Raw genomic sequence first — 14,059 nt, 5'->3', positions numbered from 1 at the left:
ATTATAATGCCAATTAAAGCAATGAGGATATATTTTTCATTATTTAATAAAGACATATGATAAATAAGCCAGAAAGCTATATGATGGATTGAGAGGGTGAGAGTGCGTAAAATCCGGAAAGCGGTATTTCCCGTAGCAGGTCTTGGTACGCGTTTTCTTCCTGCAACAAAAACAGTTCCTAAAGAAATGCTGACTGTTGTTGATAAGCCTGTTATTCAATATGTTGTGGATGAGGCACGTGAAGCTGGTATTGAACATTTTATTTTTGTTACAGGTCGCAATAAAGCAGTCATTGAAGATTATTTTGATGCGCAAGGTTGTATACAACTCTTGCCGAGCGTGGCAAAAAAAGAGCTTGAGCATTTACACAGTTTACAACCTTTCCCAGGTACAACTTCTTTTACTCGGCAACAGCAACCTTTAGGGCTAGGGCATGCACTTTGGTGTGCGCGTGAATTAGTTGGTGATGAACCTTTTGCTTTGTTATTACCGGATATGCTGATTCAGGCTAAAAAGGGGTGTCTTTCTGAGATGATCAGTCTTTATGAAAAAACTGGTGGGGGTAATATTATTTGCGGTGCAGGAATGCGATCCTAGCGAAGCACATGAATATGGTATTGTTGGAAAAGGCAAACAAATTGCAAGTGGTTTTGAAATCACAAAAATGGTCGAAAAACCAACAAAAGGAACAGCTCCGTCGAATCTATACATAAATGGGCGTTATATTTTGCAACCAGAAATTTTTAATATTCTCTCTAATCAAGAACGAGGAGCAGGAGATGAAATACAGTTAACAGATGCAATGATGCGTTTTTCAAATGAGCAGGACTTTTTTGGTTTTCAGTTAGAAGGACTTACTTTTGATTGTGGTTCTAAAGTTGGTTTTATTGAAGCCAATGTTGTATTTTCTTTAGCACGTGCTGATATGCATAGCCAAGTTTCTGCTTCATTGAAAAATCTACTAGAAACTATTAAAATAGAGTAATGGTATAGTCCTTTGGCTTAATTTTATTTATCCAACTTGGTTATAATAGATATATAATATTTTCTAATGCTGGGTTGGAAAGGAATGGCTGCGTCGGCGTTTAAAGCTATTGTACGTAGAAAAAAGGGGATTAAGTATTTTAAAGCAGTTTTGAAGCTTTTCTTCCTCTTTTGAGATTATAGTCTAAACCATAAAAAATATTAGAGATCATGTGGTGACGATTGCTTTTGCGAAGAGTGATCATAGTGGTACAAAAATTACTGCGACCTTTAGTTTCTATGATGATATTTGTTTTTTACATATTGTAAAACCAAATGTGGAGATTTTGATATCGTTGGGTTTGATGATGGTTAATTTTTGTTTTGTCATGGTTAATATGAAACCTATTAATGAAATACTATGATACGCTATGCTGCATGTTTTCGCATTTTACTTATTACAATGATATTAGATTAGATAAGTACTTTTTTCCTAGGATGATAATTTGGTATTATTTTTCTAAAGACCAAAAAGGCTTGCTTCACCAACTTGAAATGTTATGTAATTTTCGCTGGAATATGTGTGAGCTGTTGCTATTGAGAGATGCTTATTTTTATCGAACAAATTTCAAGAGTTAGTATTTTATGGTTCTTCTGGTGTAAGTCTTTAAATACATGCATAGTGTTATGCGCAAGAGCTGATAGCATTCCTTAATTATGCAAAATATAACTATGATTGCAGTGATGAATGTTTTAATAAAAAACAGTTTAGTTGCATTTTTAATTAAATTTTCTTTGAAGAACAAATTGGGATCCAGTACGTGATGTACAGAAAAGTTGCATTGTATTATGCGACATTGAGCAATTGACGCGATATATTGTTCCACGAAGAATAGAACGTATTTCAATTTCTATCTGCTGAGCAGTGACATAATTGTATGTGCCTTCTGATAATTTTTCTTCTGTATCTGCTGCATGCGTTTCAAAAGTGCCATTATAAAAAGAAGAAATAATACCATTCTCATCAACCCATTTACCATCAATTCCAGCCGGTATATCTTGTCCATAATGTTGCAAAGAACCACAAGCACTTAATACCAAAGTGGTGATTGTAAGACATAAAATACGGCAGATTTGCTTCATTTATTTTACTCTTTTTGTTATTTTCCTCTTCAGCTCCTATAACATTGTTAAATTATTTCGTGAGTCAATAGGAAAAATTTGATGAAAATCAATGAAAAAGCAAAAAAATAGAAAAAAATGCCTTAATGTTGTATTTAATTGACAGTTGGTGAAGCACAAGAGGTGAAATATTCCTTATGATTTACAATAACTTTTACATTAAGCCCTTCAGTAGTCTCAAAGGAGATTATTAAAACTATGGTCGGTCCCATTCTTGTTGCGAGTGAAGATTATGCGAGGCGTATAGAGATTTCTGCTATGCTACGAGTGCTTGGTTACCGTGTCATTGAAGCAGAAAGTAGCCTTCGTACAATTGATCTATTACATAGACGTAGAAATATTGTGCTCGCACTTCTTGATATCGTCATGAGTGATTTGAGTGTGAGTGATTTAATTAAAATGATTAGAGTTGCGGGTGTTTCTATTCCTCTTGTTGTGATAGCACAACAAGAGAATCAGGAATTACTCCAGAAAGCTTTAGCGGCTGGAGCTATTGATTATTGGCTTCATCCGGTTACACCATTGCGGTTGAGAGCTACTTTAGATATTCTCGCGCTCATTTCTGCATTGGAACGAGAGGTTCATTATATTCAGCGTAAAAATGAGAATCGTTTGCAATTTTCTGATCTTTTCATAAAAAGCAAGGCAATGCAGGTGGTTCTAGAACAATCGAAGAGAGCCGCGGCTTCTTTCCAGAATCTTTTAATAGAAGGTGAGGTTGGGACTAATCGTGAAACATTAGCTCGCATTATTCACTACGAGGGGTTAGCATCAAAGGGAGAATTTGTTCGCTTTCAATGTTCAGCCATTGCTGATCCAGAAGAAGAAAATCGCCAGTGGTTTGAGGAGTTTATGCCATTAGTTTCTTCTCTTGAAAAGGGGACACTGTGTCTTTGTGATGTTGATAGACTCGAGCCCATACAGCAAAAGCGTTTTGCCCATTACCTTAAAGAAAGAGAAAATACGACAAAAGATAAACTCCCCTCTTTTAGAATCATTGCTATTTCAACGTCGCGATTAGCAGCTTTAGTGAAAGAAGATTGTTTTTTACGTAGTTTGTTTGAACAGTTTTCTCAATTATCTATTAGTGTTCCTGCTTTGCGAGAATTGAGAGATGATTTTCCAGAGCTTACACAGCATTTGATTGATCGCATTGTTGCTGAAACAGGGCGATCGCATGTGCATGGCTTGGCAGGGTCAGCTCTTTCATTGCTTATGCAGTATGATTGGCCTGGGAACCGAGGAGAACTTGAGAGATTTCTCTTTCGTGCAGTGTTGCTTAGCGAGGGGCCATTATTAACGGTTCGAGATTTTCCACAATTAATGGGCAATTCATTGATGAGTGCTCCTAATATCATTGAGAGTGATGTACAAGAAGAATATGAACAAGAATCAATACAATTTTTGAATACTGATGGACATGTACGCACTTTTGCTGAGATGGAACGTGATATTCTCGAGAAAGCCGTTAAACATTATAAAGGGCATATGAGTGAGATTGCACGCCGTCTTCGTATAGGACGCTCTACACTATATCGTAAAATAGATGAATTGAAGATGGTAAACAATCAAGAACGGAAGTAAAATCTACATTGAATTTCTATGAAGAGAAGCATGATTTTTAGAAAAGTGAAGTTGTCTTTGAAAAAGGAAGAAAAGGAATCCGATTTTTAGAATATTATCATTACAAAAGTTTAAGTAGCGCAGTTGATTTTGTAAATTCAATATATATAAAATTCTTTGCAAAAATCATTTTCAGCTTTTAAACTAAATTTTTGCAATCATTTATGTGGTGTTTATATTCTCTTAAGCGAGGAATGGCATTCTGTTTATTGCGTAATTTAAGATATGATCATTATTTTAATATTATGATTCGTATCTGTGGTGGTGTGTTGGTTTAAAAACGGAAAGTTGATCCTCTTTGACACTGTTAGAGATTGTTACTGCTCTTATTATATTTTTTTTTATTGCGTCTACATTGGCGATCTATACCTACGGTCGTTTTGTTAAAAATGCTCAAGGGGAGCATTCTTATGCTTTGAATGTTAAAAGAGATGAAACCAAACTCGATCGCATAGTTAGTAAATTAGCAGAAGAAACAGATGGATTAGGAGTTGATAAAGACGGCCTTTCACTTATCATAAGTAATTTAGATGCATTTTGTGTTCGTGCGATAGGAGCAGCAGAGGCTGGACGTAGTCTTGACCTTATGTATTATATTTGGGACGATGATTTAACGGGGCGCTTATTATTAAGTGAAATAGTGGAAGCAGCGGATCGTGGCGTTCGGGTACGGCTTCTTTTAGATGATATTAACGCTCAGTCACGTGATCCAGCTTATATTGCGTTGGATAGACATCCTCATATTGAGGTGAGAATGTTTAATCCAGGGCGATCACGGAAAGGCGGTTTGCGTCGTGGTTTAGAAATTATATTACGGGCAATTACTGTAACACGCAGAATGCATAATAAAGCTTTTATTGTGGATGGTCGAATAGCTTTTGTAGGGGGGCGGAATCTTGCAGATTCTTATTTTGATGCTGATGAAGAATCGCATTTCCGAGATTTAGATCTGATGTTAATTGGTCCATCGGTTAAAAAGGTGGAAATTATCTTTGATGACTTTTGGAATAGTTCTGTTGTTTTACCTATTCATACTTTGGTTGTTTCTAAAAGAGTGAGCGATCTTAGCTATTGGAAAGAAAAATTACGAAAATTTCGTGATTCAAAGGCTGCAAAAGTCTACCTTGATTATATTAAGGAGCATGTTAGTCTTGAATGTTTTATTCAGACAGGAAAGCGCTTATTTTTAGCAGATAAAGTTGTTGTTCTTTCTGATCCTCCAGAAAAAGTATTACGCAAAAAAGCCGGCAATTGGCTTATGAAGGCGCTTTCACAAGTTATTGGAGATGCCCAAAAAACTCTGCAGATTACATCGCCATATTTTGTCCCTGGTAGGGCAGGGACGCAAAATTTTAGCAACTTGGTTTCAAAAGGTGTTGATGTCAAAATTCTTACAAATTCTTTAGCAGCCACCGATGTAGCTCTTGTGCATGGTGGTTATGTACCGTATCGTAAAGCTTTATTAAAAAGTGGTGTTAAGCTGTATGAGTTAAAACCGGATAGCAATGCGCATGGGTTGCGACTGTTTCGGTCAAGTAAGGCAAGTTTACATGCTAAAGCTTTTTTAGTTGATCGTAAAACGGCTTTTATTGGATCTTTAAATTTTGATCCTCGGTCAGCTGCATTGAATACGGAAATGGGCATTCTTTTTGAATGTGCACCAATTACAGCAAGATTAGATTTGCTTTTTTCTGAAGAAACAACGGGTGAAATGAGTTATCATCTCCGTCTTGGTGAAAATGATCGAATTTATTGGGATTTTATAGAAAACGAAAAACAGTATAGTATAGATTATGAGCCAGAAAGCAGTTTTTGGCGCCGCGCATTTACAAAAATAGTTAGTTGGTTGCCTATTGAGTCACAATTGTAGGTTTTGTATAGATCTGGGAAACTAGATATCAAGAAATTATTTATTTTTCTTTTCATTTTGTTTGTAGCATGGCATAATTCGTTGCCAATCCGCGATGTATGAGAACCGCAGTCTATAATTTAGAGTTACTTGCGGTGTTTTTTTATTATAAAAGGAATTTGGCTATGGCAAAGATTGTTGAAACGGGAACAGGCGCATTGGCACTAACTTTTGATGATGTGCTTTTACAACCTGGTCATTCTCTTGTGATGCCTAGCCAAGTAGATCTTAGAACGCGTATTGCAGCCGATATTAATCTCAATTTGCCACTGCTTTCTGCTGCAATGGATACTGTGACAGAATCGCGTTTGGCAATTGCTATGGCTCAAGCTGGTGGTCTTGGTGTGATTCATCGTAATATGTCTCCTGCGGAACAGGCTGAAGAAGTTCGACAGGTGAAGAAATTTGAGTCTGGTATGGTTGTTAATCCAGTGACAATTGGTCCGGATGCAACACTTGAAGAAGCGAAAACTTTGATGCGCTCTTACAGTATTTCCGGTATTCCTGTTGTTGAAAGTAGCTCTAAAGGCGAGGCTTCTGGGCGACTTGTTGGTATTTTGACGAATAGAGATGTACGTTTTGCATCAGATCCAAAACAAAAAATCTATGAATTAATGACACATGAAAATTTGATCACAGTGCGTGAAAACGTTCAACTGGATGAAGCGAAGTATCTTTTACATCATCACCGTATTGAAAAATTATTGGTTGTGGATGAGCAAAATCGCTGTGTTGGTTTGGTGACGGTCAAAGATATTGAAAAAGCACAATTGAATCCAAATGCTGCTAAAGATTCTCAAGGACGTTTGCGTGTAGCAGCTGCCAGTAGTGTTGGTAAAGATGGGATTGAGCGGGCTGAACGATTAATTGATGCTGGTGTTGATGTGTTGGTGATTGATACGGCACATGGACATTCTCAGCGTGTGTTAGAAACGGTTGAGCGGATTAAAAAAATGCCATTTTCTGCAGCTGTTATTGCTGGTAATGTAGCAACCTCTCAAGCAACGCAAGCGTTGATTGATAGTGGTGCAGATGCGATAAAAGTTGGTATTGGTCCTGGTTCTATTTGTACTACACGAATTGTTGCAGGTGTGGGTGTTCCACAACTTGCAGCTATTATGAGTGCTGCAGAAGTTGCTGAAAAAGCAGGGATTCCTATAATTGCTGATGGTGGAATCAAAGCTTCGGGTGATTTTGCTAAAGCATTAGCAGGTGGTGCTTGTGCTGCTATGATAGGTTCTCTTTTAGCAGGTACAGAAGAAAGTCCTGGAGAAGTCTATCTTTATCAAGGGCGGTCTTTTAAAGCTTATCGCGGTATGGGATCAGTTGGTGCTATGGCAAGGGGATCGGCGGATCGTTATTTTCAAGATGAAGTTCGTGATGAACTTAAGTTAGTTCCTGAAGGGGTGGAAGGTCAAGTTGCTTATAAGGGTCCTATAGCATCGGTTCTACACCAGCTTGCTGGTGGATTGCGTGCTTCGATGGGGTATGTAGGAGCAAAGGATCTTGCAGAGTTTCGTGAAAAAGCAACGTTTGTTCGTATTACAAATGCTGGGCTCCATGAAAGCCATACTCATGATGTTGCCATTACACGGGAGAGTCCAAATTACCGAGGTCCTATTTGATATCTAAAAGCATAGAACTCGATGCATAAGTGCTTAGAGCCATATTATATGGACAGATGAGCTTTTTGAAAATGATAGGGAAGCTACTATTTTCTCTTTGTGATTTGTTGCCCAATAATTTTAGAGTATAAAAGGAAAGAATTGGAGGCTAACGTTCCAATTCTTTCCAAGCTTATATAAAATTAAAGAAATTAACTCTTTGTAGTTTTCCGCTCTGTCTTTGACGCGCGTTGGCGAGTGTTAGCCTGATCACTTTGGACGGATTTCTTTCCATTGTTTGAGGGCATTGTATTATGGCGGCTTTTAGATGAAGTTGTTTTCCCATTATTATAAGTGTTCATTATTTTCTCCTTTTAAATTATCTGGCTTAAGGCCAGTACAGTAAAAACGGGTATGCTAAATAGTGGTTCCAAGCATTTTTTAAAAAGTGACTGTATATTTTTCTAGGAAGAAGAAACATTTTCATGGTTTTAAAAAAATTATTATCCACTTTTTCAAAGAGAAAGCATTGCTAAGATGTCAAAAGTTTTATTTTGCATACTGTTTATATCGAGTTACGAAGATTGATTGTTATGAGGTCATAAGGAAGGACGATTTATATATATACATAATTAAAAGAAGGGCTTTAGGAATAGCTATTGATTTTGCAGTATTGAGGAAGAGCATATGTATTGAATGATAGGAATGCAAATAAAGAGTATAAGAGATGAAGAGTTTTCAATATTATAAAACTGTTATCAGGATCATTTGGCTTTCAAAATAAATTTTGGATATTCTTAAGAAAGTTTTATTGGAGGTGAGGTGGGACATTTTGTTCTTTGTTTCGGTTGTTGAGAATTTTATATAAAAATGCAATGGGAGAAATGAATGCGCTTAGGTGGGCGTTTGCAGGCAGCAATTGAAATTCTAAATGAGATAGAAATCCGGCATCGTCCAGCTGGTGAAGCTTTAAAAGCTTGGGGGATTTCTCATCGCTTTGCTGGAGCAGGGGATCGCGCAGCAATTGCTACAATCGTTTATGATGTCTTGAGACGGCGTTATTCTTTACAATGGCGTATGGAGAGTGATGATATAAGAGATATCGTTTTCGGTGCTTTATTAGATACTGGAAACATGAAGATTGAACAAGTTGATGAGGCGTTAGAAGGAGATCGGTTTGCTCCGCAGTTATTAAGGGCGCGGCAACGTCAATCATGGCAAAAACGAAAATTGGTTGATGCACCAGACTATATTCGTGGTGATGTTCCTCAATGGTGTCAAGCGCATTTACGTTCTTTGTTTGCCCATAATTGGGTCGTTGAAGCAGCTGCGTTAGCAACACGCCCTTCTTTGGATTTACGCGTGAATAGCTTGAAAGCAATACCAGAAGAGGTGCTTAAAGAATTAGCAAAAACTGGGGCTCAGTCTTTATCGTGGTTTCCGCAAGCTTTAAGGATTGCACCGATTGAAAAGTTTGACCGTCATCCCAATGTTCAAGTTGAACCAGCTTTTCAAAAGGGGCATTTTGAAATACAAGATTTGGGATCTCAAATTGTTGCTGACCTTGTAGAAGCAAAAGCCAGTATGCAGGTATTGGATTATTGTGCCGGAGCTGGTGGAAAAACATTAGCCTTAGCTGCTAGTATGCAAAATCAAGGACAAATTTATGCTTATGATTCAGATAAAGTTCGTTTGGCTCCTATTTTTGATCGTCTCCGGCGTGCTGGTGTTTATAATGTACAGCTACGAGAGCATAAAGAAGAATTAAAGCCGTTAGTAGGTCAGATGGATATCGTTTTGCTAGATGCACCATGTAGTGGTACAGGAACATGGCGGCGGCATCCAGATACGAAATGGCGTTTGACGCTAGAGCAGGTAAGACAGCGCCAAGTAGAACAGAAAGCGATTTTGCATAAGGCGGTAAAATATCTTAAGCCAAATGGACGTTTAGTTTATATTACATGTTCTCTTTTTTTCGACGAGAATGAAGAGCAAATTTCCAATTTTCTTCAACAGCATTCCAATTTTTATCCAATAAATATACGTACACTTTGGCAGAAACATTTTCATCTTTCGCAAGTGCAACCAGTTTTTTCAAATTATGGTCTTATTTTATCTCCAGCAACAACGAAAACAGATGGTTTCTTTTTCTCTGTGTTGCAAAAAAAATATTGATACAGATTTTTGCATTTTTTATCTTAAATTTTACAAAAATAACCTTTTTTCAATCTGATAGGCTTGAGAAAAGTGAAAGATTAAATCATAAATGCATTAGTTCTCTTTTACAATGATTGATTGGTTTTCTATGAGCACATCGCATACAGACACTGTTCTTATAATTGATTTTGGTTCGCAAGTTACACAACTTATCGCACGGCGGGTGCGAGCAATGGGGGCCTATTCCGAAGTCATCCCTTTTCAATTTGTTTTAGAGGGGATCAAGCGAATAAGACCTAAGGCTGTTATTTTATCAGGTAGTCCGCATTCAGTTATTGATAGTGATTCACCGCGTATTCCAATGGAAATTTTTGAATTAGGTATTCCAATTCTTGGTATTTGTTATGGTGAACAAGTTATGTGCGCTCAGCTTGGTGGAAGGGTTGAAGCTGGACATGAGCGTGAATTTGGTCGTGCTTTTTTAGAGGTACAAGAAGAGAGTGCACTTTTTGATGGTGTGTGGAAAAAAGGATCTTTTTATCAAGTATGGATGAGTCACGGTGATCGTGTAACGGCTTTACCAGAAGGTTTTCATGTTATAGGAACATCAAAAGGTGCTCCTTACGCTGCGATTGCTGATGAAAAAAGGCATTTTTATGCAGTACAATTTCATCCTGAAGTTGTTCATACACCGGATGGTACAAAACTTTTGCAAAATTTTATTTATGAAATATCTGGTCTTAAAGGCAATTGGACAATGGCTTCTTATAGGGAGAAGGCAATTGCTGCGATACAGAAAAAAGTTGGAAAAAGTCGTGTTATTTGTGGTCTATCAGGTGGTGTGGATTCATCGGTTGTAGCTGTACTTCTCCATGAAGCAATAGGAGATCAATTAACATGTATTTTTGTCGACCATGGATTGCTGCGCAAGAATGAGGCTGAAGAAGTTCTTACATTATTCCGAAATCATTATAATATAGAGCTTATTCACGTTAATGCTGCCAATATGTTTCTTAATGCTCTTGAGGGTGAGACAGATCCAGAAAAAAAGCGCAAAACGATAGGACGTCTTTTTATTGAAGTTTTTGAAGAAGAAACTAAAAAAATCGGGGGGGCAGAATTTTTAGCGCAGGGTACGCTGTATCCAGATGTCATTGAGAGTGTTTCAGCTATTGGTGAATCAGTAACAATTAAGAGCCATCATAATGTAGGTGGATTGCCGGAACATATGAAGATGAAACTTGTAGAGCCGTTGCGTGAATTATTTAAGGATGAGGTTCGTTCCTTAGGGAGAGAGTTAGGATTGCCAGAGCAATTTATTGACCGTCATCCTTTTCCGGGTCCCGGCCTTGCAATTCGGTGTCCAGGTGCTGTTACACGTGAAAAATTAGAAATTTTACGTGAAGCGGATGCCATTTATCTTGATGAAATTCGTAAAGCTGGTCTTTATGATGAAATTTGGCAGGCTTTTGCTGTTCTTCTTCCTGTTCAGACGGTTGGGGTTATGGGGGATGGACGCACATATGAATTTGTTTGTGCTCTTCGTGCGGTAACATCTGTAGACGGAATGACTGCTGATTTTTATCCGTATAATATGGAATTTTTAAGCAGGGCTGCAGCACGTATTATTAACGAAGTGAGAGGGATTAATCGTGTTGTTTATGATGTAACGTCAAAGCCTCCTGGCACTATTGAGTGGGAATGATTAAAGAAAAATAAAAATATTTTAAGAAAAAAGTGCTGTTAAGAATTTGAAGTTTGGAAAAGCAAATAACTGATTTCCTAAAATTGTTGTAAGTCTAGACTTTATTTTCAAAATCATAATTGCATTCTATATTGGCTAAATATTGTTTAAAATTGAGAAGTATGAAGTTTAGTATGACTGAGAAAACAATTGTTGCGCATCGAGGCGGTGCGAATCTTTATCCCGAAAATACACTTTCAGCATTTCGTCATGCAATTGCATTAGGCGTTGATGAAATTGAATGTGATGTTCATCTCCTGAAAAGTGGTGAAGTGGTTGTATTTCACGATTTTCATTTGGAACAATTGGTTGGAAAAAAAGGATATATTCATGATATTGATAATGAAACACGCAAAAGGCTTCGTGTGAAAGGAAGTACTGAATCACCCCCTCTATTAGAAGAGCTTCTTGATCTTTTGGTGCCAACTAATGTTTCTCTTCATCTTGAAATTAAAACATGTGGGAATACTGAGCGTGAAACGATTTTATCGCAAAAAGCACTTGGATTGATTAAGAATAGAAATTTAGAAGAACGGGTTTCTGCAATCAGTTTTGATCCTACGAGTCTTTGTCCTTTTATTGAGGCGGGAATATCATCTGGTCCGTGTATTGATAGCTTTGGAGATGATATGTGCCGTTTTTTTTCTCAATGGAAACAATTGGGATATTCTGATCTGAGTTTAAACGGTTCTATAGCTTCACAGAATTTTATTGAAGCTGCGCGTGAAGCAGGATTTACTGTAGGGGTATGGACAATTAACGGGAGAGCTCGGTTATCGCATTGGCTTGATATGCCAGTGCATTATATCACTACGGATCAACCAGATCTTGCTTTACAATTACGTGCACAGAAATAGAAATTATATATCTATTGTATAAAAGCGACGATATTTCTTAACAAAACTAAGCTTAATAAGAAAAGATAAGAAGTATTTTCTTATCTTTTCTTATTAAGCTTAAAATTTTCACTTTATTTATTTGTTATTTGTACGTTTCCCATTAGTTTTATTAAAAGTATGAAAATTCTCATGAGCGACAGTAAAGTTTAGTTCTTTACCATAATCGTTTGTAAGGCGCTCTTTTATTTCAACAGTAAAAATAGCACCATTCCAACGTGTTAAGACATGGCATCCCGATCCGACAGGCTTGATAAGATCAATATGTGTGCGAAAGACAGGTCCTTTATCTGGATATTCTCCTAACAAAATTGTTTCTGGTCTAAATGCCAAAAGATCAGTCTCTTCATTACAAGAAAGGGAATGGCCTAAATGTTGTTCCAAAATTTGGCGATCAAGAAAATTCATAGGAGGAGAGCCAATAAAATCAGCAACAAATGTTGTTGCTGGGTAGTCATAAATTTCCATTGGTGTTCCAATTTGTTCAATAGCTCCTTTGTTCATGACAACTATTCTATCGGCGAGAGTCATTGCCTCTAGTTGGTCATGGGTAACATAGAGGCTTGTTGTTCCCAATGAACGCTGAAGTGTTTTGATTTCAATACACATTTGTGCCCGCAATTTTGCATCAAGATTTGAGAGGGGCTCATCAAAAAGAAAAACACGTGGTTGACGTACAATGACTCGTCCCATTGCAACACGTTGACGTTGTCCTCCTGATAATTGTCGTGGTTTACGGTCAAGAAATGACTCTATCTCTAAAAGTTTTGCAGCATGTGCAATGCGTCTATTTATTTCGTCTTTAGGTGTTTTACGGTTTTTGAGACCATATTCTAAATTTCCACGAACAGTCATATGAGGATAAAGAGCATAATTTTGAAAAACCATAGCAATGTCGCGGTCGGCTGGTTCACGATCATTGATACGCTCATTATCAATGAAGAGTTCACCAGAAGTAACTTGCTCAAGCCCTGCAATAATACGTAATAAGGTTGATTTACCACATCCTGAAGGACCAACAAGGACAAGAAGTTCACTATCAGCAACAGTTAAGTTCAAATCATCAATGACTAGAATACCGTTGTCATATTGTTTTTTTATATTTGATAACTGGATTATGGCCACCGTTATTTCTCCGTTTCAATAAGGCCTTTTACAAAAAGCCGCTGCATGAAGATAACAACAAGGACAGGCGGCACCATGGCAACGACCGATACTGCCATGAGTATATTCCATTGCGGATCATGTTGAAGAGATTCGACAATAAGCTGTTTTAGAATAATAAGAATGGTTTGATGCTTTTGATCAGTAGTAACGATAAGAGGCCAGAGATATTGTATCCACCCATAAATGAACATAATGATGAATAAAGCGGCAATATTGCTTTTGCTGAGAGGGAGAAGAATATCTTTAAAAAATTTAAATGGTCCCGCACCATCAACACGAGCGGCTTCTAAGAGTTCGTCAGGAACAGTCAGAAAAAACTGGCGAAATAAAAATGTAGCAGTTGCAGAGGCAATGAGAGGAATAATCATTCCACCATAGGTGTTTATCATGCCTAAATGCGCAACGACTGCGTATGTTGGGATGATACGAACTTCAACAGGCAACATCAGTGTGACAAAGATAAGGGCAAAAGCGGTTTTACGGAAAGGGAAGCGCATATAGACAATCGCGTAAGCAGAGAAAAGTGAAATAATAATTTTTCCAACACTAATACCAAGCGCCATAATAAGCGAGTTTATTAAAAGCGGCCAGAGATTAGGTAAGCCAAGTTTTACAAGGCCACCACCAAAGATTGTTTTATAATTTTCCAGGGTGTAATTTCCTGGTAAAAGAGGTAGCATTCCTGAGCTAAAAGCGCTTGAATTATGGGTTGACGCAATGAGAGCAACATAAACTGGAAAGCAAATAACGACAATACCAGCAATAATAGTGAAATGGGTTAGAAATTTCAAAATAGGACGATTTTCAACCATAG

12 protein-coding genes are annotated in these 14,059 nt (G+C 37.5%); 8 read left to right on the top strand and 4 right to left on the bottom strand.

Going from position 1 to position 14,059, the window contains the following annotated elements; translation table 11 throughout:
* The first annotated feature begins 102 nt into the window (after positions 1-102).
* Positions 103-597 carry a UTP--glucose-1-phosphate uridylyltransferase gene (locus MCS_RS08905; RefSeq protein WP_004855277.1) on the top strand — a complete coding sequence of 165 codons (495 nt, stop codon included), beginning with the start codon at positions 103-105 and terminating at the stop codon, positions 595-597.
* Positions 557-985, top strand: coding sequence for a sugar phosphate nucleotidyltransferase (locus tag MCS_RS08900; RefSeq protein WP_425290174.1), 429 nt, complete (start codon positions 557-559; stop codon positions 983-985). The genes MCS_RS08905 and MCS_RS08900 overlap by 41 nt, the downstream gene beginning before the upstream one ends.
* Positions 986-1,743: 758 nt before the next feature.
* Here the strand turns inward: MCS_RS08900 and omp10 are convergent.
* Positions 1,744-2,106: an outer membrane lipoprotein Omp10 gene (omp10, locus tag MCS_RS02510; protein ID WP_004855268.1), complete on the bottom strand. Its 363-nt coding sequence runs from the start codon at positions 2,104-2,106 to the stop codon at positions 1,744-1,746.
* 237 nt (positions 2,107-2,343) lie between these two features.
* On the opposite strand from omp10, the gene MCS_RS02505 reads away from it, so the two are divergent.
* The 3 genes from MCS_RS02505 to guaB all read left to right on the top strand — a co-directional run bounded on the left by MCS_RS02505 (position 2,344) and on the right by guaB (position 7,302).
* Positions 2,344-3,729, top strand: coding sequence for a sigma-54-dependent transcriptional regulator (locus tag MCS_RS02505; protein ID WP_004855265.1), 1,386 nt, complete (start codon positions 2,344-2,346; stop codon positions 3,727-3,729).
* A gap of 337 nt (positions 3,730-4,066) precedes the next feature.
* Positions 4,067-5,638: a phospholipase D family protein gene (locus MCS_RS02500; RefSeq protein ID WP_004855262.1), complete on the top strand. Its 1,572-nt coding sequence runs from the start codon at positions 4,067-4,069 to the stop codon at positions 5,636-5,638.
* A gap of 164 nt (positions 5,639-5,802) precedes the next feature.
* Positions 5,803-7,302: an IMP dehydrogenase gene (guaB, locus tag MCS_RS02495; RefSeq protein WP_004855259.1), complete on the top strand. Its 1,500-nt coding sequence runs from the start codon at positions 5,803-5,805 to the stop codon at positions 7,300-7,302.
* A gap of 191 nt (positions 7,303-7,493) precedes the next feature.
* On the opposite strand, the gene MCS_RS08440 is transcribed toward guaB, so the two are convergent.
* Entirely contained in the window at positions 7,494-7,643 is a 150-nt protein-coding gene (locus tag MCS_RS08440) for a hypothetical protein (protein WP_004855256.1), read from the bottom strand.
* A 526-nt stretch (positions 7,644-8,169) separates the two neighbouring features.
* Here MCS_RS08440 and MCS_RS02490 point away from each other — a divergent pair.
* The 3 genes from MCS_RS02490 (at position 8,170) to MCS_RS02480 (ending at position 12,039) form a co-directional block, all read left to right on the top strand.
* Entirely contained in the window at positions 8,170-9,456 is a 1,287-nt protein-coding gene (locus MCS_RS02490; protein WP_004855253.1) for an RsmB/NOP family class I SAM-dependent RNA methyltransferase, read from the top strand.
* A gap of 130 nt (positions 9,457-9,586) precedes the next feature.
* A complete protein-coding gene (gene guaA / locus MCS_RS02485) occupies positions 9,587-11,143 on the top strand; it encodes a glutamine-hydrolyzing GMP synthase (protein WP_024864164.1) in 1,557 nt (518 codons plus the stop codon).
* A 173-nt stretch (positions 11,144-11,316) separates the two neighbouring features.
* Positions 11,317-12,039, top strand: a complete 723-nt coding sequence (locus tag MCS_RS02480) for a glycerophosphodiester phosphodiesterase (protein WP_004855244.1) — start codon at positions 11,317-11,319, stop codon at positions 12,037-12,039.
* 117 nt (positions 12,040-12,156) lie between these two features.
* On the opposite strand, the gene MCS_RS02475 is transcribed toward MCS_RS02480, so the two are convergent.
* Both MCS_RS02475 and ugpE read right to left on the bottom strand, forming a co-directional pair.
* Complete coding sequence (locus tag MCS_RS02475) at positions 12,157-13,203, bottom strand: sn-glycerol-3-phosphate import ATP-binding protein UgpC (RefSeq protein WP_004855240.1); 1,047 nt, start codon at positions 13,201-13,203, stop codon at positions 12,157-12,159.
* A 2-nt stretch (positions 13,204-13,205) separates the two neighbouring features.
* Positions 13,206-14,057 (bottom strand): sn-glycerol-3-phosphate ABC transporter permease UgpE, encoded by an 852-nt coding sequence (ugpE, locus tag MCS_RS02470; protein WP_004855237.1) that lies wholly within the window; start codon positions 14,055-14,057, stop codon positions 13,206-13,208.
* Between the last annotated feature and the right edge of the window lie 2 nt (positions 14,058-14,059).

This window comes from Bartonella doshiae NCTC 12862 = ATCC 700133, from assembly GCF_000278155.1.
Lineage (GTDB): Bacteria > Pseudomonadota > Alphaproteobacteria > Rhizobiales > Rhizobiaceae > Bartonella > Bartonella doshiae.
The sequence above is the reverse complement of the archived record's forward strand: the minus strand, read 5'-3'. Positions and strand labels throughout refer to the sequence as shown.

Bases quoted from the DNA above. Each gene is read 5' to 3' on its own strand.
- MCS_RS02490 (WP_004855253.1), top strand. From the start codon at position 8,170: ATGCGCTTAGGTGGGCGTTTGCAGGCAGCAATTGAAATTCTAAATGAG.
- guaB (WP_004855259.1), top strand. From the start codon at position 5,803: ATGGCAAAGATTGTTGAAACGGGAACAGGCGCATTGGCACTAACTTTT.
- MCS_RS02505 (WP_004855265.1), top strand. From the start codon at position 2,344: ATGGTCGGTCCCATTCTTGTTGCGAGTGAAGATTATGCGAGGCGTATA.
- omp10 (WP_004855268.1), bottom strand. From the start codon at position 2,106: ATGAAGCAAATCTGCCGTATTTTATGTCTTACAATCACCACTTTGGTA.
- MCS_RS08440 (WP_004855256.1), bottom strand. From the start codon at position 7,643: ATGAACACTTATAATAATGGGAAAACAACTTCATCTAAAAGCCGCCAT.
- guaA (WP_024864164.1), top strand. From the start codon at position 9,587: ATGAGCACATCGCATACAGACACTGTTCTTATAATTGATTTTGGTTCG.
- MCS_RS02480 (WP_004855244.1), top strand. From the start codon at position 11,317: ATGACTGAGAAAACAATTGTTGCGCATCGAGGCGGTGCGAATCTTTAT.
- ugpE (WP_004855237.1), bottom strand. From the start codon at position 14,057: ATGGTTGAAAATCGTCCTATTTTGAAATTTCTAACCCATTTCACTATT.